The organism is Aeromonas sp. 25-AL00135, from assembly GCF_054052385.1.
The window spans coordinates 1-19,519 of record NZ_JBSTYQ010000028.1; the positions used below are offsets into that span (position 1 = coordinate 1).

At 59.8% G+C, this 19,519-nt stretch carries 24 protein-coding genes; 8 read left to right on the forward strand and 16 right to left on the reverse strand.

The window, feature by feature from the left end; all coding sequences use genetic code 11:
• Nucleotides 1-49: 49 nt before the first annotated feature.
• Genes ACW5XC_RS19425 through nqrM form a run of 8 tightly spaced genes read left to right on the forward strand, consistent with a single transcriptional unit; the run spans nucleotide 50 to nucleotide 7,022 of the window.
• Entirely contained in the window at nucleotides 50-1,255 is a 1,206-nt protein-coding gene (locus tag ACW5XC_RS19425) for a Na(+)-translocating NADH-quinone reductase subunit A (RefSeq protein ID WP_074042708.1), read from the forward strand.
• Nucleotides 1,256-1,258: 3 nt separating this feature from the next.
• Nucleotides 1,259-2,488, forward strand: coding sequence for an NADH:ubiquinone reductase (Na(+)-transporting) subunit B (locus ACW5XC_RS19430; RefSeq protein WP_005338642.1), 1,230 nt, complete (start codon nucleotides 1,259-1,261; stop codon nucleotides 2,486-2,488).
• Nucleotides 2,478-3,266 carry a Na(+)-translocating NADH-quinone reductase subunit C gene (locus ACW5XC_RS19435; RefSeq protein ID WP_005338643.1) on the forward strand — a complete coding sequence of 263 codons (789 nt, stop codon included), beginning with the start codon at nucleotides 2,478-2,480 and terminating at the stop codon, nucleotides 3,264-3,266. Before ACW5XC_RS19430 ends, ACW5XC_RS19435 begins: the two co-directional genes overlap by 11 nt.
• Nucleotides 3,259-3,891, forward strand: coding sequence for an NADH:ubiquinone reductase (Na(+)-transporting) subunit D (locus ACW5XC_RS19440; RefSeq protein WP_005338644.1), 633 nt, complete (start codon nucleotides 3,259-3,261; stop codon nucleotides 3,889-3,891). The genes ACW5XC_RS19435 and ACW5XC_RS19440 overlap by 8 nt, the downstream gene beginning before the upstream one ends.
• A 3-nt stretch (nucleotides 3,892-3,894) precedes the next feature.
• Nucleotides 3,895-4,491 carry an NADH:ubiquinone reductase (Na(+)-transporting) subunit E gene (nqrE, locus tag ACW5XC_RS19445; protein WP_005338645.1) on the forward strand — a complete coding sequence of 199 codons (597 nt, stop codon included), beginning with the start codon at nucleotides 3,895-3,897 and terminating at the stop codon, nucleotides 4,489-4,491.
• Between the two features lie 32 nt (nucleotides 4,492-4,523).
• Nucleotides 4,524-5,747 (forward strand): NADH:ubiquinone reductase (Na(+)-transporting) subunit F, encoded by a 1,224-nt coding sequence (gene nqrF / locus ACW5XC_RS19450; RefSeq protein WP_005338656.1) that lies wholly within the window; start codon nucleotides 4,524-4,526, stop codon nucleotides 5,745-5,747.
• A 3-nt stretch (nucleotides 5,748-5,750) separates the two neighbouring features.
• Complete coding sequence (locus tag ACW5XC_RS19455) at nucleotides 5,751-6,788, forward strand: FAD:protein FMN transferase ApbE (RefSeq protein WP_005338666.1); 1,038 nt, start codon at nucleotides 5,751-5,753, stop codon at nucleotides 6,786-6,788.
• A 9-nt stretch (nucleotides 6,789-6,797) separates the two neighbouring features.
• On the forward strand, nucleotides 6,798-7,022 hold the full coding sequence (nqrM, locus tag ACW5XC_RS19460; RefSeq protein WP_005338668.1) for a (Na+)-NQR maturation NqrM: 225 nt from the start codon (nucleotides 6,798-6,800) through the stop codon (nucleotides 7,020-7,022).
• Nucleotides 7,023-7,095: 73 nt separating this feature from the next.
• Here the strand turns inward: nqrM and ACW5XC_RS19465 are convergent, their stop codons facing one another.
• The 16 genes from ACW5XC_RS19465 to ACW5XC_RS19540 all read right to left on the reverse strand — a co-directional run bounded on the left by ACW5XC_RS19465 (nucleotide 7,096) and on the right by ACW5XC_RS19540 (nucleotide 19,511).
• The gene (locus tag ACW5XC_RS19465) at nucleotides 7,096-7,635 is read right to left on the reverse strand and encodes a DUF3833 domain-containing protein (RefSeq protein ID WP_042054423.1); all 540 of its coding nucleotides are present in this window, start codon (nucleotides 7,633-7,635) and stop codon (nucleotides 7,096-7,098) included.
• A gap of 14 nt (nucleotides 7,636-7,649) precedes the next feature.
• A complete protein-coding gene (locus ACW5XC_RS19470; RefSeq protein ID WP_042054422.1) occupies nucleotides 7,650-8,192 on the reverse strand; it encodes a chalcone isomerase family protein in 543 nt (180 codons plus the stop codon).
• Nucleotides 8,149-8,370, reverse strand: a complete 222-nt coding sequence (locus tag ACW5XC_RS19475) for a TIGR02450 family Trp-rich protein (RefSeq protein ID WP_019445887.1) — start codon at nucleotides 8,368-8,370, stop codon at nucleotides 8,149-8,151. The genes ACW5XC_RS19470 and ACW5XC_RS19475 overlap by 44 nt, the downstream gene beginning before the upstream one ends.
• Nucleotides 8,367-8,843, reverse strand: a complete 477-nt coding sequence (locus ACW5XC_RS19480; RefSeq protein ID WP_042054421.1) for a DUF2878 domain-containing protein — start codon at nucleotides 8,841-8,843, stop codon at nucleotides 8,367-8,369. Before ACW5XC_RS19480 ends, ACW5XC_RS19475 begins: the two co-directional genes overlap by 4 nt.
• Before the next feature lie 2 nt (nucleotides 8,844-8,845).
• Nucleotides 8,846-10,102 carry an SAM-dependent methyltransferase gene (locus ACW5XC_RS19485; RefSeq protein ID WP_042054420.1) on the reverse strand — a complete coding sequence of 419 codons (1,257 nt, stop codon included), beginning with the start codon at nucleotides 10,100-10,102 and terminating at the stop codon, nucleotides 8,846-8,848.
• Nucleotides 10,102-10,884 (reverse strand): DUF1365 domain-containing protein, encoded by a 783-nt coding sequence (locus ACW5XC_RS19490; protein ID WP_042054419.1) that lies wholly within the window; start codon nucleotides 10,882-10,884, stop codon nucleotides 10,102-10,104. Before ACW5XC_RS19490 ends, ACW5XC_RS19485 begins: the two co-directional genes overlap by 1 nt.
• Nucleotides 10,881-12,140, reverse strand: a complete 1,260-nt coding sequence (locus tag ACW5XC_RS19495; RefSeq protein ID WP_074042707.1) for an NAD(P)/FAD-dependent oxidoreductase — start codon at nucleotides 12,138-12,140, stop codon at nucleotides 10,881-10,883. The genes ACW5XC_RS19490 and ACW5XC_RS19495 overlap by 4 nt, the downstream gene beginning before the upstream one ends.
• Nucleotides 12,137-12,871 carry an SDR family NAD(P)-dependent oxidoreductase gene (locus ACW5XC_RS19500; RefSeq protein WP_042054415.1) on the reverse strand — a complete coding sequence of 245 codons (735 nt, stop codon included), beginning with the start codon at nucleotides 12,869-12,871 and terminating at the stop codon, nucleotides 12,137-12,139. Before ACW5XC_RS19500 ends, ACW5XC_RS19495 begins: the two co-directional genes overlap by 4 nt.
• Nucleotides 12,868-13,296 carry a nuclear transport factor 2 family protein gene (locus ACW5XC_RS19505; protein WP_040096496.1) on the reverse strand — a complete coding sequence of 143 codons (429 nt, stop codon included), beginning with the start codon at nucleotides 13,294-13,296 and terminating at the stop codon, nucleotides 12,868-12,870. The genes ACW5XC_RS19500 and ACW5XC_RS19505 overlap by 4 nt, the downstream gene beginning before the upstream one ends.
• 1 nt (nucleotide 13,297) lies before the next feature.
• Nucleotides 13,298-14,719, reverse strand: coding sequence for a deoxyribodipyrimidine photo-lyase (gene phrB, locus ACW5XC_RS19510; protein WP_042054412.1), 1,422 nt, complete (start codon nucleotides 14,717-14,719; stop codon nucleotides 13,298-13,300).
• A complete protein-coding gene (locus tag ACW5XC_RS19515; RefSeq protein ID WP_042054411.1) occupies nucleotides 14,716-15,603 on the reverse strand; it encodes a MerR family transcriptional regulator in 888 nt (295 codons plus the stop codon). Before ACW5XC_RS19515 ends, phrB begins: the two co-directional genes overlap by 4 nt.
• 69 nt (nucleotides 15,604-15,672) lie before the next feature.
• The gene (locus ACW5XC_RS19520; protein WP_005338692.1) at nucleotides 15,673-16,620 is read right to left on the reverse strand and encodes a YbgA family protein; all 948 of its coding nucleotides are present in this window, start codon (nucleotides 16,618-16,620) and stop codon (nucleotides 15,673-15,675) included.
• Nucleotides 16,621-16,800: 180 nt separating this feature from the next.
• Nucleotides 16,801-17,448 carry a hypothetical protein gene (locus tag ACW5XC_RS19525; protein WP_042054410.1) on the reverse strand — a complete coding sequence of 216 codons (648 nt, stop codon included), beginning with the start codon at nucleotides 17,446-17,448 and terminating at the stop codon, nucleotides 16,801-16,803.
• Nucleotides 17,449-17,637: 189 nt separating this feature from the next.
• Nucleotides 17,638-18,210: a DUF3157 family protein gene (locus tag ACW5XC_RS19530; RefSeq protein ID WP_042054409.1), complete on the reverse strand. Its 573-nt coding sequence runs from the start codon at nucleotides 18,208-18,210 to the stop codon at nucleotides 17,638-17,640.
• Between the two features lie 106 nt (nucleotides 18,211-18,316).
• A complete protein-coding gene (locus ACW5XC_RS19535; RefSeq protein WP_042054408.1) occupies nucleotides 18,317-19,153 on the reverse strand; it encodes an adenine nucleotide alpha hydrolase family protein in 837 nt (278 codons plus the stop codon).
• 79 nt (nucleotides 19,154-19,232) lie between these two features.
• The gene (locus tag ACW5XC_RS19540; RefSeq protein ID WP_005338699.1) at nucleotides 19,233-19,511 is read right to left on the reverse strand and encodes a DUF6482 family protein; all 279 of its coding nucleotides are present in this window, start codon (nucleotides 19,509-19,511) and stop codon (nucleotides 19,233-19,235) included.
• Nucleotides 19,512-19,519 lie beyond the last annotated feature (8 nt).

Below are 19,519 nucleotides of genomic sequence, written 5' to 3' on the forward strand. Positions count from 1 at the left end.
TAATCGCGCTGTGTCCGTTTCACACCTTGTCCCATCGGGTTCTCCATTTATTGGGGGGGAAAGGTGTAAACCATATTCAGGACGGCACAACAAGAAGAATCCGGGCGTTAAATTCACAGCTCCTGCCACCGGTGTGGTTTCAGAGATCAACCGTGGTGCCAAACGTGTTCTCCAGTCTGTGGTCATCGACCTCGACGGTTCCGATGAACAGGTGACGTTTGAGCATTTTGCCTCTGCCGAGCTGGCCAAGCTCGAGCGCAGCAAGGTGCAAGAGATCCTGGTCGCATCAGGTCAGTGGACTGCGTTGCGTACCCGTCCATTCAGCAAAGTCCCCGCGGTAGCGTCTGCCCCGCGCGCCATCTTTGTGACTGCAATGGACACCAACCCGCTGGCAGCCGATGCCGAGCTGATTATCAAGGAACAGCCGCAGGCCTTCCTCGATGGTCTGGCCGTATTGACCCGCCTGACCGACGGCGCCGTCTACGTCTGTAAAGGCGAAGGCAGTCTGCCCCACTCTCCACTGGCTCAGGTCAAGGAAGAGATCTTCGTTGGTCCGCACCCTGCCGGTCTGCCGGGTACCCATATCCACTTCCTGGATCCGGTCAGCAGCACCAAGGTGCAGTGGCACATCAACTATCAGGATGTGATCGCATTCGGCAAGCTATTCACCACCGGTCAGATCTTCACTGACAAGGTGATCGCGCTGGCTGGCCCGAACGTGCTCAAGCCGCGTCTGCTGCGTACCCGTCTGGGCGCCTGCATCAGCCAGCTCACCAACAATGAGCTGCGTGCCGACGAAAACCGTATCATCTCCGGTTCTATCCTGAGTGGTGCCAAAGCCGAAGGTGTTCACGACTACCTGGGCCGCTACCACAATCAGGTTTGCGTGCTGGGTGAAGGGCGCGAGAAAGAGTTCCTGGGCTGGATCAACCCCAGCGCCAACAAGTTCTCTATCACCCGTACCACCCTCTCTCATCTGATGAAGGGCAAGCTGATCAACTTCACCACCACTACCAACGGTAGTGACCGTTCCATGGTGCCTATCGGCAACTATGAGCGGGTGATGCCACTCGACATCCTGCCAACCCTGCTGCTGCGGGACATGGTCTCCGGCGATACCGACGGTGCGCAAGCACTGGGCTGCCTGGAGCTGGATGAGGAAGATTTGGCGCTCTGTACCTTTGTCTGCCCCGGCAAGACAGAGTACGGCCCGATCTTGCGTGAGTGCCTGACCAAGATTGAACTGGAAGGTTAAGCGATGAGTTTCAAGCAACTTCTTGAAAATATGGAACACCACTTCGAACCGGGTGGAAAGTACGCCAAGTACTATGCCCTGTTCGAAGCGGCGTACACCCTGTTCTACACCCCGGGTAGCGTTACCCGCAACGCCTCCCACGTTCGTGATGCGCTCGATCTGAAGCGCATGATGATCATGGTGTGGCTGGCCGTGTTCCCGGCCATGTTCTGGGGCATGTACAACGTTGGTAACCAGGCGATTGCCGCCATTGCCCACATGGGCTCGGCTGCTGGTGCCAGCAGCTGGCAATATGCGCTGGCTACCATGCTGGGCGCCTCCCTCGATCCGGCTGTAGCCGGTATCGGCAGCAAGATGCTGATCGGCGCCACCCACTTCTTCCCGATCTACATCACCGTCTTCTTTGTCGGTGGTTTCTGGGAAGTGCTGTTCGCCATGGTGCGCAAACACGAGATCAACGAAGGCTTCTTCGTGACCTCCATTCTGTTTGCCCTGATCGTGCCGCCCGAGCTGCCCCTGTGGCAAGCTGCGCTGGGTATCACCTTCGGTGTGGTGATGGCCAAAGAGGTGTTCGGTGGTACCGGCAAGAACTTCCTGAACCCGGCGCTCGCTGGTCGTGCGTTCCTGTTCTTCGCCTACCCGGGCCAGATCTCCGGTGACGCCGTGTGGGTTGCCGTTGACGGTTTCTCCGGCGCAACAGCCCTGAGCCAGTGGGCCCAAGGCGGCCAGATGGCGCTGATCAACGGTGCAACCGGCCAGGCTATCAGCTGGATGGACGCTTTCCTGGGTAACCTGCCGGGTTCCATCGGTGAAGTCTCTACCCTGATGATCCTGCTGGGTGCCGCCATGATCGTCTACATGCGCATCGCCTCCTGGCGCATCATCGCCGGCGTGATGATCGGTATGATCGCCACCTCCCTGCTGTTCAACGTCATCGGTTCCGATACCAACCCCATGTTCAACATGCCGTGGCACTGGCATCTGGTACTGGGTGGCTTCGCCTTCGGTATGGCCTTCATGGCGACCGACCCTGTCTCCGCAGCCTTTACCAACAAAGGCAAGTGGTGGTATGGCGCCCTGATCGGCGTAATGGTCGTGCTGGTTCGCGTGGTCAACCCTGCGTTCCCGGAAGGCATGATGCTGGCCATTCTGTTTGCGAACCTGTTTGCTCCCCTGTTTGACCACTTCGTCGCTCAGGCAAACATCAAGCGGAGGATTGCTCGTGGCGTTTAATAAAGATTCAACCCTCGGCACCGTCAGCGTGGTCACCGGCCTCTGTCTGGCCTGTTCCATCGTGGTATCCGTTGCCGCTGTGGGCCTGCGTTCTACCCAGCAGGAAAACAAGGCGCTGGACAAGCAGAGCAACATTCTCGCCGTAGCCGGTGTGGATGTAAGCGAAGTGGCCAAGCGCGACCTGGCCAAGCTGTACGGCGAGAAGATCGAAGCGCGTCTGGTGGATCTGGCGACCGGTGACTTTGTTGACGGCGATGCCGACAACTTCGACACCAAGCAGGCAGCCAAAGATCCGGCCCGCAGCATCCGTCTTGCCGCCGCTGACGACAAGGCCAGCCTGCGTCAGATCTCCAAGCAGATCCCGGTATTCTTCGCCAAGGATGCCGAAGGCAAGATCGACAGCATCATCCTGCCCATCTACGGTCAGGGTCTGTGGTCGACCATGTATGCCTTCGTCGCCGTTGCCGCTGATGGCCAGACCATCAAGGGCATCACCTACTATGACCACGGTGAAACACCGGGTCTGGGTGGCGAGATCGAAAACCCGGCCTGGCAGGCGCTGTTCAAGGACAAGAAACTGTTCGACCAGAATGGCATGCCGGCGCTGCGCGTCATCAAGGGCCATGCTCCGGCGGGCTCCGAGCACGAGATCGATGGTCTCTCCGGTGCCACTCTGACCGGTAACGGTGTACAGCATACCTTCGACTTCTGGATGGGTCCCAAGGGCTTTGGTCCTTTCCTGGCCAAGGTTCGTGCAGGAGAAATCAACAATGGCTGACAAGAGCGAAATGAAGAAGTTGCTGTTGACGCCTGTGCTGGGCAACAACCCCATCGCCTTGCAGGTGCTGGGTGTCTGTTCTGCACTGGCGGTTACCAGCCAGATGAAAACTGCGTTTGTAATGACCCTCGCGGTCATGGCGGTCACCGCCTTCTCAAACCTGTTCATCTCGCTGATCCGCAACCAGATCCCGAACAGCGTCCGGATCATCGTGCAGATGGCGATCATCGCCTCACTGGTTATCGTGGTTGACCAGGTGCTCAAGGCGTACGCCTATGACATCTCCAAGCAACTGTCGGTCTTCGTGGGTCTGATCATCACCAACTGTATCGTAATGGGCCGCGCCGAAGCGTACGCCATGAAGAGTGCCCCGCTACCCTCCTTCCTGGATGGTATCGGCAACGGTCTGGGCTATGGTGCCATTCTGCTGAGTGTCGCGACCGTGCGTGAACTGCTGGGCTCCGGCACCTGGTTCGGCATCGAGTTGCTGCCGCTGGTGAACAACGGTGGCTGGTATGTGCCCAACGGCCTGCTGCTGCTGCCGCCGAGTGCATTCTTCATCATTGGTCTGATCATTTGGGGCGTACGCACCAAGGATCCCAAGCAGGTGGAGGCGAAGGATTAAGGTATGGAACACTATCTGAGTCTGTTGATTAAATCGATCTTCATCGAAAACCTGGCACTCTCCTTCTTCTTGGGGATGTGTACCTTCCTGGCGGTGTCCAAGAAGGTCAAGACCTCCATGGGTCTGGGTATTGCCGTTATTGTGGTGCAGACCATCGCGGTTCCTGCCAACAACCTGATCTACAACTACGTGCTTAAAGATGGCGCTCTGGTATCCGGTCTGGATCTGAGCTTCCTGAGCTTCATCACCTTCATCGGTGTGATTGCAGCACTGGTACAGATCCTGGAGATGGCGCTGGACAAGTACTTCCCGGCACTCTACAACGCGCTGGGTATCTTCCTGCCGCTCATCACCGTGAACTGCGCCATCTTCGGTGGCGTCTCCTTCATGGTGCAGCGTGACTACAACTTCATGGAGTCTGTGGTCTACGGTGTGGGTTCAGGGGCAGGCTGGATGCTGGCGATCGTTGCGCTGGCTGGTATCCGCGAGAAGATGAAGTATTCCGATGTTCCGGAAGGCCTGCGTGGTCTGGGCATCACCTTCATCACCGCCGGTCTGATGGCGCTGGGCTTCATGTCCTTCTCTGGTATCTCCCTGTAATCGGCTTTCCTGCAATCAGAAAGGAACGATAGATGGAAATTATTTTGGGTGTGGTCATGTTTACCGTGATCCTGCTGGCACTGGTGGCAGTCATTCTGTTCGCCAAGTCCAAGCTGGTGACCGCGGGCGACGTGACAATCAGCATCAATGGTGACCCGGCCAAGGCTGTGACCAGCCCGGCCGGTGGCAAGCTGCTCGGCGTGCTGGCTGGCAGCGGTATCTTCGTCTCCTCCGCCTGTGGCGGCGGTGGCTCCTGCGGCCAGTGCAAGGTACGGGTGAAATCCGGTGGCGGCGACATTCTGCCGACCGAACTGGATCACATCAGCAAGGGCGAAGCCCGTCATGGCGAGCGTCTGGCCTGTCAGGTTACCGTTCGCTCCGACATGGATATCGAACTGCCGGAAGAGATCTTCGGGGTGAAGAAGTGGGAATGTACTGTTATCTCCAACGATAACAAGGCCACCTTCATCAAGGAGCTCAAGCTGCAGATCCCCGATGGCGAGAGCGTGCCATTCCGCGCCGGTGGTTATATCCAGATTGAAGCCCCGGCTCACCACGTGCACTACAAGAACTTCGATATTCCCGAGGAGTATCGCGGTGACTGGGATCGCTTCAAGATTTTTGAGCTGGAGTCCAAGGTCGATGAGCCGATCATCCGTGCCTACTCCATGGCCAACTATCCGGAAGAGTTCGGCATCATCATGCTGAACGTGCGTATCGCGACCCCGCCCCCGAGCAACTGGACTGCCCCTCCGGGACAGATGTCCTCCTACATCTTCAGCCTGAAGGCTGGCGACAAGGTGACGATCTCCGGTCCGTTCGGTGAGTTCTTCGCCAAAGACACCGATGCCGAAATGGTATTCATCGGTGGTGGTGCAGGTATGGCGCCGATGCGTTCCCATATCTTCGACCAGCTGCGTCGCCTGAAGTCCAAGCGCAAGATGAGCTTCTGGTACGGTGCCCGTTCCAAGCGCGAAATGTTCTATGTCGAAGACTTTGACATGCTCGCCGCCGAGAACGAGAACTTCACCTGGAACGTCGCCCTGTCTGATCCGCAACCGGAAGACAACTGGGACGGCTACACCGGCTTCATCCACAACGTGCTCTACGAGAACTATCTCAAGAACCACGAAGCACCGGAAGATTGCGAGTTCTACATGTGTGGACCTCCGGTGATGAATGCTGCCGTCATCAACATGCTCAAAGACTTGGGCGTTGAAGACGAAAACATCCTGTTGGATGACTTTGGTGGTTAATCCATGCACAGTGTTGTAAAGACCTGGCTAGCCTTCGGGCTAGCCTTTTTCTTGACTGGGTGCGGTCAGGAGACGGTCCAATCCAAACCGGAGATCCACATCACCGGCAGCACCATGGGCACTTATTACTCCATCAAGGTGGCAGACAGCGCCATCAGCGATCCGGCCAAGCTTCAAGCTGAGGTGGATGTGTTGCTGGAGCGGGTCAACGACCAGATGTCGACCTATCGCCCCGATTCCGAACTGTCGCGCTTCAACCAGAGCCGTGACAACAAACCGGTTGTGGTCTCCCGCGATACCGCACGGGTCGTCACAGAGGCCATTCACATTGGCCGTGAGAGCCAGGGGGCGCTGGACGTCACCGTTGGCCCCTTGGTCAATCTGTGGGGCTTTGGCCCGGACAAGAAGCCGACCAAGGTCCCTTCCGACGAGCTGATCACCCAGACTCGCCAGAAGACCGGTCTGGGCAACCTGCACGTCATCACCTCGGTGGATGCCGACACCCTGCAAAAAGACATTCCGGATCTCTACGTCGATCTCTCCGCCATCGCCAAGGGCTTTGGTGTGGACAAGGTAGCCGAGTATCTGGAGTCACTGGGTGCGCGCAACTATCTGGTGGAGATTGGCGGCGAGCTGCGGATCAATGGCGTCAACGGCAAGGGTCACCCCTGGCGCGTGGCCATCGAGAAGCCCACCGCAGGCACCGGCACGGTGCAAGAGGTGATCGTGCCCGGTGACAACGGGGTGGCCACCTCCGGCGATTACCGCAACTACTATGAACTGGATGGTCAGCGCTTCTCCCACACCATAGATCCGCGCAGCGGCAAGCCGATCCAGCACCGTCTGGTATCGGTCACCGTGATCCACCCCTCCTGCATGACCGCAGACGGGCTGGCCACCGTGTTTATGGTGATGGGGACCGAGAAGAGCCTGGCCTATGCCAACGAGCGCGGCCTGGCGATCTTCGTGATCACCAAGACCGACAACGGCTTTGAAGAGGCTTACTCCGATGCCTTCAAGCCCTATCTGGTCAAGAAGTAAGAGGTAGAGATGCAGATATTTCTGATCACCTTTGGGGTATTCATGCTGGTGATAGCCGCCATGGCTATCGGTTACATCTTCCAGAAGAAGACCATCTCCGGCTCCTGTGGCGGTCTGGGTAGCGTCGGCATCGAGAAAGAGTGCGATTGCCCGGAACCCTGTGACAACCGCAAGAAGAAGATGGCCAAGGAAGAGGCCCGTCGCAAGATGCTGGAAGAGAACCGCATCATCTGATGACTCTGGTTTTTCGGTAAACAAAAGCGCGCCATCGGCGCGCTTTTTACTGGCCGTTATCTTGCGTTAACGGTCAGGGCTGACGTTCGATATAGAGGATCACCTCACCCAAATGGATACCGAACTTGCTGATCTCGGCACGATTGATCAGACGATCTTCGTCCAGCAGGTACATCCAGTCATCGAAGCTCACCCGCACCACCTCGCCATCCGGCAGCGCCAGATCGAGCTGATAACGCCAGTTGAGGGCGAACCCTTGGGCTTTACCCACCGCCTCCCCCACCACATCGGAAGCTGTACCTCGCCAGTGACCGTCAACCCCCTTGTTCAGATACCAGGTACGGGTCTGTTGGCGGCCATCATCAAAGTAGAACTGCTCGAACAGCTCTCCCTTGCCATCCTTCCAACGACCCACCATCTCGACCCGAAAGCGACTGGTCACTTCGCCGCTGCGGTCGGTCACCAGGCCGTGAGCCACCAGTTTGCCATTGAAGAAACGGGCGAGATCCCAGTTTGGCCCCTGCCCCCGATAGTCATCGAGACTGGCACCACAGCCGCTCAGCAGCAAAAAAGGGAGCAGCAGCAACCAGCGGTATGCACGATAGAAGGACATCAGAGACTCCATGTTCAGGGTTGGCCACGCAGGCGGCGGGTAAGGGCGGGATCGCGGCTGTTGTCAGCCAGCCAGATGGCGAGAAAAGCGGCCGAGAATTGCGGATCGGCCAGGGTGCCGAGGGACTTCTCCTGCCACCAGAAGTGGCCTGCCCCGCTCTTGTCGACATAGAAGGTGAGCTTGTCGCCTGCCTGCACATCGGGCCAGAGTGCAGCGAGCTGGCCGAGCCAGCGCTGACGTTCGGCGTCGGAGCCAAGACCGAGTCGCTGCCACTCGGCGGCAGTGGCGCTCAGCAGATCTTCCCGCTCGATGGCTCTGGCATAGGTGAGGGTCAGGGCCTGCGGATAGTGACCGGGCTGATAGCGCCCGCTTTCACTGTAGAGGGTGGCATCGTAGAGCTTGAACCAGAGCCAGTTCATCTCCCCCTGCCCGACCGGGCGCAACTGCTGCCAGGGAGCGGCAGAAGCCTGCACTGCGGTTGCAGCCAAGAGCGCAAACGCCAGCAGTAGCGGGTTAATTCCACCCCATATGCCAGTGGTTGGGGTCTTCCAGTTCATGCCAGTCCATCTCCTGTTCTTGCAGGGTGTTGATATCCTGCATCACCACCTGCACCAGCCGACCTTGCGCATCCCGCTGGCAGGCAACCACCAGATAGAAGCGATCAGTCAGCTCATGCTGGCTCTCTTTGGTCCATTTGGAAAAAAGCAACGAGTCGGTCGAAAAGGTGTTTGTCATGACTCACCCTCCAGCTTGACCATTACCCACAGGAGTACGGGTAACCACCACATCCAGATCACTGCCAGCAGCGCCGTGCTGATCCAGATGCCCCAGGGTAAGTGTACTGCCCCCATGGCGGCCCCCGCCACATAGGAGGAAGTGCCGCCAAATACGCCAAACAGCGCCTGCTGCCAGCGAGGCAAGCGCAGCAGCCAGCGCATACCGTGGGCCAGCGTCAGGGCAAAACCGAGCCAGAGCAGCACCAGCCAGAGGGGAAAACCGGACGGGAACCGGAACAGGCCGAGCTGCCAGAGCAGGACATCCAGCAGACAGCCGGCCACCGCGATGGGAAGCAGCCGCCAGTCACGCTGGCGGCTGGGTGAGAAGAGAAAGTGCAGCAGCAACATTGCCAGCAGCGGGCCCGGCTGCTGCCACTTCACCGCCAGCAACCAGTAGAGGTTGAACCCCAGCAGGTGAGCCCACTGCCACATGGTCAGTGACCGCTTACTGGCACATCACCCGACCAGCCAGCCGGACCCGGCTTGGCGGCCTCCAGCTGCACCAGACTGATGGTGCGCTCCCAGAATCCCCCCTCGCAATAGGCAAAGTAGAAGTGCCACAGCCGGATGAAATCCTGGCTGTAACCGAGCTTGGGCAGCTCGGGCGCCAGCGCCAGAAACCGCTCGCACCAGTGAGCCAGGGTACGGGCATAGTGATGACCGTGATCGTGCAACCGCACCAGCTGCATGTCGGTCTCCCGCGCCAGCAACCCCGCCATCTGGGAGACGCTCGGCAGGCAGCCACCGGGGAAGATGTAGCGCTGGATGAAATCGACTCCGCGCAAATACTGGGCATGGCGCTGATCGGCGATGGTGATGGCCTGGATGAGCAGGCGACCACCGGGTTTGAGCAGCCGCGACAGCTGGCGGAAATAGTCGGGCAGGAAAGCGTGCCCCACCGCCTCGATCATCTCGATGGAGACCAGCTTGTCATAGGTGCCCTCCAGCTTGCGGTAATCCTCCAGCAGCAAGGTGATGCGATCCCCCAGCCCCTCCCGCGCAATCCACTCCTTGGCATAGTCATGCTGGGCCCGGGAGATGGTAGTAGTGGTCACCCGGCAGCCATAGTGGCGGGCGGCATAGACGGCGAGGCCACCCCAGCCGGTACCGATCTCCAGCAGATGATCATCAGGTCCCAGCTCCAGTCGCTCGCAGATGGTGCGCAACTTGGCTTGCTGACCCTCTTCCAGAGTGGCCTCGGCGCTCGGATAGATGGCGCTCGAGTACTGCATATGGCTGTCGAGAAACCCCTGATAGAGGGTATTGCCGAGATCGTAGTGGGCGGCGATGTTGGAGCGCGAACCGGTCAGGGTATTGCGGTTGAGCCAGTGGCGCACCTTGTTGAAGGGGAAGCTGAGCCAGCCGAGGCGCCGTTCGAGGGAGTCGAGCAGGGTCAGATTGCGGGCCAGCAGCCGCACCAGCGCCACCGGGTCCGGGCTGGTCCAGAGTCCCTCCACCCAGGTTTCTCCGGCGGCAATGCTGCCCCCCAGCAACAGGCGACGATAGAAGGCAGGATCCAGCACCACCAGTTCGGCATGCAGATCGGTACCCGCGACGCCAAAGCTGTGGCGCTCACCGCCATCCCGCAGCAGCAGCTGGCCATGTTCGAGGCGACCCAGCAGATTGAGCAGCAGTTGCCTTGCCCCCTTGTCGATGAAAGAGGCAGAGAGGGTTGATTGAGCAAGTTCCATTAGCGGCTCTCCGGATGGGTAAATATCGGGGTTCGTTTGATAAATAGACGCAGGGCCTGCCAGTAGATCCCGAGCAGCACCTTCATGGTCATCCAGGGCCAGCGGGCCAGCAGGGCCACCAGCCCCTTGCGCGACAAGGGTTCGCGAGTGAGCGCCAGGGTTGCGTCAAACAGCTTGGCTTCACCGGATACGGGATGACTCTCGATATGGATCAGTGTCTCCTGTGCGGGCGGCCTGATCCGCCAGTGATAACGCATCGCCAGCCCCATAAAGGGGGAGACGTGAAAATCCTTGTCATGGGGCGCCAGCGCCGCCAGATCCAGCAGGTAGTAGTGACGCTCATTCCAGGGGGTGTTCGACACCTCCGCCAGCAGATAGCGCGCCTCGCCCTGCCGGTAGCAGAAGTAGAAGTTAACCGGGCTGAAGTAGAATCCCAGACAGCGCACATTGCCGAGCAGCAGCACCCGCCCCTCGGGCTCGGCATCGCCACCCAGCTCGCTCACCTTCTGCCACACCGCCTGCTTGAGGCATCCCTCACTCCCCTTGAGATAGTCATGGCGGTGAAACGAAAGCAGTCCCGAGCGCTCCACACCGAACCAGCGCCCCTGATCGAGCTGCGGCAGCTCGTCGAGATCCAGTCCCAGCATAAAGAGGCTGTAGGAGAAGGCGTGAGCCCGCGGTGCAAAACGGCGGTGGCGCACCGAGCCCTGCCAGATGGCGCTGGTCACGCCAGCCAGTTCGTCTGTACGCTCATGTTCGGTGGCCACGGTGGCGCCGTTCATAGCTCGGCTCCGAAGCGCCTGGCGACATCCAGCGCGCTGCGCACCCCATCCTCGTGGAAGCCGTTGTACCAGTAGGCGCCACAGAAATGGGTGTGCTGCTGGCCGCAGATCTCCGCACGCCGTTGCTGGGCGGCGATGGAGGCCTGATTGAACACCGGATGGTGGTAGACGAAGCGGCGCAGCACCTTGCTCTCATCCACCTTGCCCTTGGGGTTGAGGCTGACGCAGAAGGGCTCCGGCGAGTTCACCCCCTGCAGGATGTTCATGTTGTAGCTCACCAGTGGCCGCGCCTCGTCATTGCCATCGAGCTGATAGTTCCAGCTGGCCCATGCCTTGCGGCGGGTGGGCAGGCAGCTAGCATCGGTGTGGAGCCAGACATCGTTGGCCTGATAGGGCATGTCGCCGAGGATGGCCTGCTCCCGCTCGCCGGGATCCGCCAGCAGCGCCAGCGCCTGATCGCTGTGACAGGCGAAGATCACCTCGTCAAACCGCTCCTCACCGTAACTACTCTGAATCACCACGCCATCCGCATCCCGCCGTACGCTCTGCACCGGACAGACGAGGCGGATCTGCGACTGCCAACCCGCGGTAAGGGGGCCGATATATTCCCGCGAGCCGCCCGGGATCACGTACCACTGGGGGCGATTGGCCACATCCAGCAGGCCATGGTTGGCAAAAAAGCGCAGGAAGAAGCCAAGGGGAAAGGCGCGCATATCGGCCAGGGTCGATGACCAGATCGCCGCTCCCATCGGCAAGATGTAGTGGCGGGCGAAGTAGTCGCTAAACTCCCCCGCCAGCAGAAAGTCTCCCAGCGTCAGCTCGGGGCCAGCACCCTGATGTTGACCATCTGCCAGCCAGGCCCGAGCATCCCGGTTGAAGCGCAAAATCTCGCCAACAAAACCGTAGAAACGGGGGCTCAACAGATTGCTACGCTGGGCAAACAGGGTGTCGAGGTTGTGGCCGTTATACTCCAGCCCCTCCGGGCTCTTCACCGAGAAGCTCATCTCGGCCGGTTGCCGCGCCATGCCGATCCGCGCCAGCAACTTCAAGAAGTTGGGGTAGGTGCGATCGTTGAAGACGATAAAGCCGGTGTCGATGGCATAGCTGCGGCCAGCCTGATTCACATCGACGGTCGCAGTGTGGCCGCCCAGAGTCGGCGCCGCCTCGAACAGGGTGATGTCATGGCGTTTGTGGAGCAGAAAACCGGCGGTGAGCCCCGAGATCCCTGAACCGACGATGGCGATCTTTTTCTTCATGAATGGCTTCCTTTCGATACGAGTGCGCGGCCAAGGCGCAGCCAGAGCCCCACCGGCAGTGCACCAAGTAGGCGCAGCAACCAGATGAAACGGCGGGGAAAGTGGATCTGGTGACGACCAGCGGTCAGCCCGTCCATGATGGCGCGAGAGGCCTGCTCCACCGTCACCAGACAGGGCATGGGAAAATCATTTTTGGCGGTGAGCGGCGTCTGGACAAAGCCGGGGCGGATCAGGGTCACCCCGATCCCTTTGCTGGCCAAATCGAGGCGCAAGGTATCCGCCAGATAGTCGAGGGCCGCCTTTGAGGCGCCATAGGCCTCGGCTCGTGGCAGCGGCAGCCAGCTCACCGATGAGCTGACGATGGCCAGCCGAGATCCCGCCCCTAGCAACGGCAAGAAGGCGGCCAGCGCATGGCCGGTGGCGGTCAGATTGGTCTCAATCACCCGGGCAAACAGCTCGCTGTCAAACCCCTCCGCCACATCCATGTACTCGCAGTTGCCTGCGTTGAGGATCAGCAGATCGAGAGATGGCAGCGTAGCAGCCACCCCGCTCATTGCGGCCAGATCACGGGCATCGAACTGCAGCGGCGTGACGCCATCCAGCCCCAGCGCCTGCAGCCGTTCGCCATCGCGGCCACAACCCCACACCTGCCAGCCGGCGCGCCGGTAATCCAGCGCCAACTGGAGACCTATGCCGGAGGTCGCGCCGGTGATAAGCACTCGGCCGCTCATGCGCCAAGCCTCATCTTGATGGTGCGCACCACGGGCCCGAGCAGCGGCAACTGCTCGTAGAGCATGGCGCCCAGGTCAAAATAGTCCCTGTGCTGGCACACCTTGCCCGCCTCGTCGAATTCGAGGCGGGTGGCCCCCTCCACCGTCACCGGCTCACCACCACGCAATCTGGGGTGAGAGAAGGTCATAGTCCAGCCGAGCCAGGCCTGCGGCCCTTGTTGCTGCTGACTGGTGATGACGAAACGGCAGTAGGCGAGGCGCTGATAGAGGGCGGCAAAATAGTCGCCAAGGGCCGCCAGCCCCTCAATGCAGTGAGCCGGGTCGGTAAAGACCACCTGTTCGGCATAGACCTCGGGCAAGCGGTGCAACTGCTGTTTGTCCAGTTGCTGATAGAGGCCAATAAAGCGGGCCAGCGGCTCGTTCATCCTATTTCTCCAGAGAGCGAAACATCTCGATGGCTCTCACCCGGGCAACGGCGTGATCCACCATGGGTGCCGGATAATCCTGTCGCCCCTTGAGCCGCAGCCAGTCGTGGGGCTGATGCACATAAGCGGGGGGAATATCGGCAAGTTCAGTTACCCAGGTACGGATAAACTCCCCTTGTGGATCAAATCGTTGCCCCTGAGTGGTGGGGTTGAACACCCGAAAATAGGGCGCCGCATCGGCACCGGTCCCCGCCGCCCACTGCCAGCCGCCGTTGTTGGCCGCCAGATCCCCATCGATGAGCCGACTCATGAAATAATCCTCCCCGAGCCGCCAGTGGATATGGAGATCCTTGGTGAGAAAGCTCGCCACTATCATCCGCAGCCGGTTGTGCATCCAGCCGGTGGTGTTGAGACAGCGCATCGCCGCATCGACAATGGGGTAACCGGTACGTCCCTCGCACCAGGCGGCGAAGGCATCCGGATCCCAGCTCCACGGCAAGGCCGCCGTCTCGGGCTTGAAGGGACGATTCATGGAGAGGGCCGGGATCAGCACCAGCAGGTGTCGATAGAACTCGCGCCAGACCAGCTCATTGAGCCAGACAAAGCCGGGCTGGGCCTTCGACTGGGGCCGATAGCCGAGCCGCTGCTGGAGCGCCGCCACACACTGACGGGGACTGATGATGCCCGCCGCCAAATAGGGGGAAAGCATGGACGTGCCCGCGATGGCAGGAAAATCCCGGGTCTCGCCATAGTCGAGCACCGCCTGCTCCAGAAAAATGTTCAAACGACGCAGAGCTTCTGCCTCCCCCACTGGCCAGCGGGGATCCGCCGTCAGCTCGCCGAGCGCCTCATCAACCCACGCCCGCTCAGCCAGCGGTAGCCAAGGCAAGGGCTCGCCACGGCGCGCTGGGGCGCGATGAATAACAAACCCCTCCTCGTCGAGGGCCTTGAGCCAGGCGCGGCTGAAGGGGGTGAACACCTTGAACATCTCACCCGAGCCGGTCAGCACCCGCCCCGGCGGCAATACGCAACAGCCGTTGAGCCAGTGACAACTCACCCCCTGCTCTGCCAGCGCGGCGCTGACGGCGTGATCGCGACGCTGCTCATCGATCTCGATAGCCTGATTGGCGTAGAGCTGGGTCACCCCCAGCTCGCGGCAGAGGTCTGACAACGCAGCGGGCGCCTCGGCAAAAGTCTCCACTCGCAGCAGATGGAGCGGGATGCCAAGGGCCGCCAGCTCGCGGCCCAATTCATCTACCTGCGCCAACATAAAGCGCTGACGGATGGGGGCCATTTTGTGCTGCCGCCACTGGGTGGGGGAGATGATAAAGAGCGCGGCGACCGGTTCATCACCGGCGCAGGCATGCCGCAGTGCCGGGTTGTCGGCGAGGCGCAGATCATTGCGAAACCAGACCAGTTTCATGATTTTTTCCTCCCGCGTCCGCTGGTGTCAGCAGCATCTGGGGCATCCGCTATCAACTCGGCAAGGCTCGCCTGCCAGCCATGGGCTTTAAGCCACTCATCGTCGTAGAGGCGCCCCAGCTCGCCAAACAGGCGTGTGCCTGCGGGCCACCCGGCGGCCAGATCCTGTTTGCCAAGACCGGCTCCCAGCAATACCAGCCAGGGGGTAACGGCACGTCCTTCCAGCAGGCTGGCATGGCGGGGCTCCACCTCCCCCAGCAGTTGCACCTCATAGCCCTGACCGATCAACTCGTAGGCGGCCCAGACCAAATCGAGGGGGCCGACTTGCCCCCAACTCGCCAGCGTGATCGGCACGCCCTTCTCCTGCTCGATCAGGTGGCGGGCGAAGCGGGTATGGAGCCAGCCCAGCCACACCTGTTGCAGCAACTCGCCATCGGGCCGTTCACGCCACAACCCCAGCAGCCGCTCCACCAGCGGTTGCAGTATCCGGCTGCGTACCAGCTCGAACGGGTAGCTCGCCAGCAGATCGTTGAGCTCAGCCTCCGCCTTGCGCTGGTTGAAGGCAAGCAGCGCCTGACTGAACTGCTCCAGGGTCTGCTGCCAGTGATCGCTCACCGGCTCGGAATGGGGTTCGCTCAGGAGCCCCTTCACCTGCCCGATACTCACCCCCCGCTCCAGCCAGCTCAGGATTTCGCCGATTTGGCGGATATCCTGCTCGCTGTAGAGGCGGTGGCCCTTTTCGGTGCGGGCCGGTTGCACCAGACCATAGCGGCGCTGCCAGGCGCGCAGGGTCACGGCGTTGACGCCGGTGAGACGGGAGACCTCGCGAATGGGGTAGATCCCCTCATCAGCGAGAGGAGCAATTTCTTGCGATAAATCAGACATGACAACGTCCATCAAACAGAGGGGCAAGGCTCCCCGGCGCAAACCATGCGCCGGGGCAACAGAACGGATTCAGAGCCCGTAACGCAGCTTGAGCGTATCGGGGTGCGGATTGAGATAAACCTGCTCGGCGAGATAGGGATTGGGGTACTCGCGCAGGTAGTGGCGGATCAGGGTGAGCGGCACCAACAAGGGGAAGATGCCAGTGCGGTACTTGTCGATGGTATCGGCAAGCTCCTGCTTCTGGGCTGGGGTCAGCACCCGCTTGAAGTAGCCCTGCAGGTGCATCAGCACATTGGTGTGACTGCGGCGGTTGGCCCGCAGGGTCAGCGCCGTCATCAATCCCTTGATGTAGTTGTCGGCCACCTCCTGCAAATTGGTGGACTTGCCCAGATTGCCGAGCAGCTTGCCGAGGATGCGGTAGTGGGTGGTGGCGTGGGAGAGCACCAGATACTTGTAGCGGGAGTGGAAGCGGATCAGCGCAGAGGCGGTAATGCCGCGGGCGCAGAGTTGCTGCCAGTCGTGGTAGGCGAAGACCCGCAGCACGAAGTTCTCGCGCAGGATGGGGTCGCACAGGCGGCCATCTTCCTCTACCGGCAGCAGGGGGTTGGCCTCCATCAACGCCTTGGCAAAGAGGCCAATCCCCTCCTTGGCGCTCCCCTCGTTGTTGGCGCCATAGACCTTGACCCGCTCCATACCGCAGCTGGGTGATTTGGCACAGAGGATATAACCGGAGATAAAGTCGAGCTGGCGTGCTTTCTGCTCGCTGAAGGCAATCAGCTTTTCGGTGACATCGAAGCTGCCGTTGCTCGCCTCGGCGCGGATCTCGCCGTTGCGCTTGACCAGCCGGATGGCGGCGCGAGGCGCCCCTAGACCAATGGCCATCTCGGGACAGACGGGGTGATAGTCAAAGTGAGCGCCAAGATCCCGTTCGCAGAAGCTGGAGCGCTTGTGGCCCCCATCGAAACGTACCTCTTGTCCCAGCAGGCAGGCACTGATACCGACTTTAATCTTGTACATGATGACGCTCCTTGTATAAGCATTGATTCAGTTATAGCAGTTATACAAAAAAATGAAAGTTGTATAACTATTTGCGACTAATACGACACAAGGAGAAAAAAGGGATCACCGGAAAAAGAAAAAACCCATGGCGAACGCCATGGGTAAAAAACAAGACACTACGGACTACGGGAAGGAGGATTAGAAGCTGTACTTCACACCCAGGCTGGAGATGGAACCTTTTTGCAGATCCCAGTTGCGATAGGTGTAATCGGCAGTCAGCGCCCAGTTCTGGTTGAGCTTGTAGGCACCGCCCACCTTGAAGTCGTGCATATCGTCGGTCATGTTGGCGTAGCGGTAGGCCGTGGAGAGCTCGACATTGCCGATGTCGTAGCGCAGACCCACTTCACCGTACATGCTGCCGCTGCTCTTGCGGCTCACCAGATCCCAGCCCTTGACGTCATACGCCTGCTCGCGCTCCATGGTGTAACCCATCAGACCGGTTTCACCGTAGAGGTTCAGGCCAGTGCTAAGCGGGGTGAAAACACCGATACCCAGGCTGCCGATCCCCATGCTGTCATTGCCGTGCTGGGCAGAGGTGCCCTCGGAGAGCAGACGACCATAGAAGTTGTTGGAGAACGATTTGGAGAGATCCAGCGTCACACCGCCAAAATCGCGAGTACCCTGATTGCTGGCATCACGTGGGAACAGCGGGTTGTTGTTCAGATAGTCGGATTTGGTGTGCGCCCAGGTGGCGGAACCCTTGGCGTAGCTGAAGGCATCCTGCGCCATAACGGAAGTAGAGGCAAACCCGGCCAGAACCAGAAGAGAGACAGTTGCTTTTTTCATGATGATAACTCCATGTGATTGGGCCCGTTGCTAGCGAGCTGGTATGGAGTCATTGTGCGATCAGGTTCCCGGCTTGCCGAGCTGCAAGCTGTTGCAGAACCATGTCAGATGTAAGCAGATATTGCAGGGGGTGTCAGCGGCAACAAGTTGCCGGCCCACACGGTTTGCATGGGCCGGAACAACGCCAAATCAGCGGAAGACCACCTCGTCAATTTCGACCCTAACCAAGGGCTGCCCGGTCAATCCGGCAGGACGGGGGATCTCGAGGGCCAGCGACGGACGAGCTTGCCCCTTGCGCAGATAGGTCTCCGGAAGACGGTTCTCGGCAACCCAGAAGCGGGCCTCCTGACGGCTCAGCTGCACCCCGTCAGCACTGAACAGGGTCACCATGCCACGTACCCCGACCACATTGCGGGTGCCGGTATTGCTCACCATAAAGGTCAGCACCAACGGGTCAGATCCCTCGATCTTGTCCAGCTTGACCAACACACCGTCACGCGCCATCTGGGCAAGCAGTTCCGGATTGGCCTTGGCCTGATCGGTCAGCACAGGAGCAGCGACGGCCACCACGGCCCCAGCCTTCCCATCAGCAGCCACGCCCTGTACGGACTCGGCCGGTTTGACCACCAGATACTCCCAGGTGAAGTCGTCGTTAAGCTGAACCTGCCGACCATCGGGCAGCGTCACCTGAGAAAGAGGGGCTGCCTGCGCCAGTACGGGGGAGAGGCACAGGGCAATCAGCAGACGGGAGAAGGGTTTCATAAGGCGAAGCTCGGTAACGGGTGAAAGGGCGACAGTATAAACAGTCCCGTCGCCCCTTGCCTATGACGGCACTCACGTTCTGGCACCCGCATTGCTTGCCCGCAGGCTAGATGGCGAGATCGTGCCGCTCTTTCTGTGCCATATCCAGAGTCACCAGATCGAACTTGCTCCCCTTGAGGGCGGACAAAATATCCGATTGCATATCAAAGGCCTGCGCACGCTGATGTTCGGGTAGACGCACCCGGGCCAGGGTGGTGGAGCAGTCACACAGGGTATGGAAAAAGACCTGTGCCTCGTCCAGCCCCATGTCGGCCAGCATCTGCTCTGCCTGATCCACCATTCGCAGATAACGCTGCTCAAGCTGCCGTGGATTGGTGAAGCGATTGCTGAGGCAACCGTTGCTCCCCTTGCCCCAACGACCGAGCTGACGCTTGTTGAAGCCGTAACGATAATCGCGGCGCATCAATCCGTTGTCGGCAAAAAACCAGATGGAGTTGGCAGGCAGAGACCCGAACTGGGCAAGATAATCATCACGCTCCTCCACCGCGGCCGGAACCAGCAACGGCAGATGAGCCCACTCAGAACGAGTCTGCACATACTCACCAATGCGGCGAACCGGGTCGATCAGCCCTTCAATATTTGGCAGACGATCGCAAAAGACGATCTCGTCACTCTTGATGACCCAGTGATCGATGCCATAACGCTGGCAATAACGGCGGGCTCGGGCCACTTCACTGCGACTGCGGGTCGGATTATCGAGGGTAATTGCGTGGATTTTCACACCGGCAGCGCGGCACAGCTCGATGCTGTAGCAGGATTCCAACCGTCCCGAAAAAGAGACAACCAGCTCGTCAAAACTTGCCAGTCGCTCAATCAGCAGCTGTTCCCTGGCTTGAAAAGAGTGATCATATCCCTGATTCAGTACAACTACATTGGCACCCATTAAACAGCTCCGGATGATGAACAGGTGCAGTATTGTGCGGCAAACAAACTGAATAGACCCTTAAAGAGTCTGGTTAAAATTAAAACTTGATGATTATTTCCTGTGATTCTGCTGCTAAATCTTCATTTTGGGCGTCATAAATTCGTAATCTTGCTTGGTGTACCCGATGGGCTCGCAAGAAACCCTGCGCCTGATCCAGCGAGGTGAAAGTCAGGCGCCCTCCCTCGCTGTCGGTCAGGCAGAGGCACTCTCCTTCTGCCTCAACACAGAGCTGATAACCGCTGCCATCCTTGCAGGCGATGATCAGGGTCGCCTCGGGATAGTGACTGAGCCAATTGCGAAACCGGCCATGCTCCATAGTGCTCC

Bases quoted from the DNA above. Each gene is read 5' to 3' on its own strand.
- nqrF (WP_005338656.1), top strand. From the start codon at position 4,524: ATGGAAATTATTTTGGGTGTGGTCATGTTTACCGTGATCCTGCTGGCA.
- nqrE (WP_005338645.1), top strand. From the start codon at position 3,895: ATGGAACACTATCTGAGTCTGTTGATTAAATCGATCTTCATCGAAAAC.
- phrB (WP_042054412.1), bottom strand. From the start codon at position 14,719: ATGAAACTGGTCTGGTTTCGCAATGATCTGCGCCTCGCCGACAACCCG.
- ACW5XC_RS19515 (WP_042054411.1), bottom strand. From the start codon at position 15,603: ATGTCTGATTTATCGCAAGAAATTGCTCCTCTCGCTGATGAGGGGATC.
- ACW5XC_RS19430 (WP_005338642.1), top strand. From the start codon at position 1,259: ATGAGTTTCAAGCAACTTCTTGAAAATATGGAACACCACTTCGAACCG.
- ACW5XC_RS19525 (WP_042054410.1), bottom strand. From the start codon at position 17,448: ATGAAAAAAGCAACTGTCTCTCTTCTGGTTCTGGCCGGGTTTGCCTCT.
- nqrM (WP_005338668.1), top strand. From the start codon at position 6,798: ATGCAGATATTTCTGATCACCTTTGGGGTATTCATGCTGGTGATAGCC.
- ACW5XC_RS19535 (WP_042054408.1), bottom strand. From the start codon at position 19,153: ATGGGTGCCAATGTAGTTGTACTGAATCAGGGATATGATCACTCTTTT.
- ACW5XC_RS19470 (WP_042054422.1), bottom strand. From the start codon at position 8,192: ATGAACTGGAAGACCCCAACCACTGGCATATGGGGTGGAATTAACCCG.
- ACW5XC_RS19495 (WP_074042707.1), bottom strand. From the start codon at position 12,140: ATGAAGAAAAAGATCGCCATCGTCGGTTCAGGGATCTCGGGGCTCACC.
- ACW5XC_RS19540 (WP_005338699.1), bottom strand. From the start codon at position 19,511: ATGGAGCATGGCCGGTTTCGCAATTGGCTCAGTCACTATCCCGAGGCG.
- ACW5XC_RS19440 (WP_005338644.1), top strand. From the start codon at position 3,259: ATGGCTGACAAGAGCGAAATGAAGAAGTTGCTGTTGACGCCTGTGCTG.
- ACW5XC_RS19465 (WP_042054423.1), bottom strand. From the start codon at position 7,635: ATGTCCTTCTATCGTGCATACCGCTGGTTGCTGCTGCTCCCTTTTTTG.
- ACW5XC_RS19485 (WP_042054420.1), bottom strand. From the start codon at position 10,102: ATGGAACTTGCTCAATCAACCCTCTCTGCCTCTTTCATCGACAAGGGG.
- ACW5XC_RS19520 (WP_005338692.1), bottom strand. From the start codon at position 16,620: ATGTACAAGATTAAAGTCGGTATCAGTGCCTGCCTGCTGGGACAAGAG.
- ACW5XC_RS19480 (WP_042054421.1), bottom strand. From the start codon at position 8,843: ATGTGGCAGTGGGCTCACCTGCTGGGGTTCAACCTCTACTGGTTGCTG.
- ACW5XC_RS19500 (WP_042054415.1), bottom strand. From the start codon at position 12,871: ATGAGCGGCCGAGTGCTTATCACCGGCGCGACCTCCGGCATAGGTCTC.
- ACW5XC_RS19455 (WP_005338666.1), top strand. From the start codon at position 5,751: ATGCACAGTGTTGTAAAGACCTGGCTAGCCTTCGGGCTAGCCTTTTTC.
- ACW5XC_RS19530 (WP_042054409.1), bottom strand. From the start codon at position 18,210: ATGAAACCCTTCTCCCGTCTGCTGATTGCCCTGTGCCTCTCCCCCGTA.
- ACW5XC_RS19490 (WP_042054419.1), bottom strand. From the start codon at position 10,884: ATGAACGGCGCCACCGTGGCCACCGAACATGAGCGTACAGACGAACTG.
- ACW5XC_RS19505 (WP_040096496.1), bottom strand. From the start codon at position 13,296: ATGAACGAGCCGCTGGCCCGCTTTATTGGCCTCTATCAGCAACTGGAC.
- ACW5XC_RS19475 (WP_019445887.1), bottom strand. From the start codon at position 8,370: ATGACAAACACCTTTTCGACCGACTCGTTGCTTTTTTCCAAATGGACC.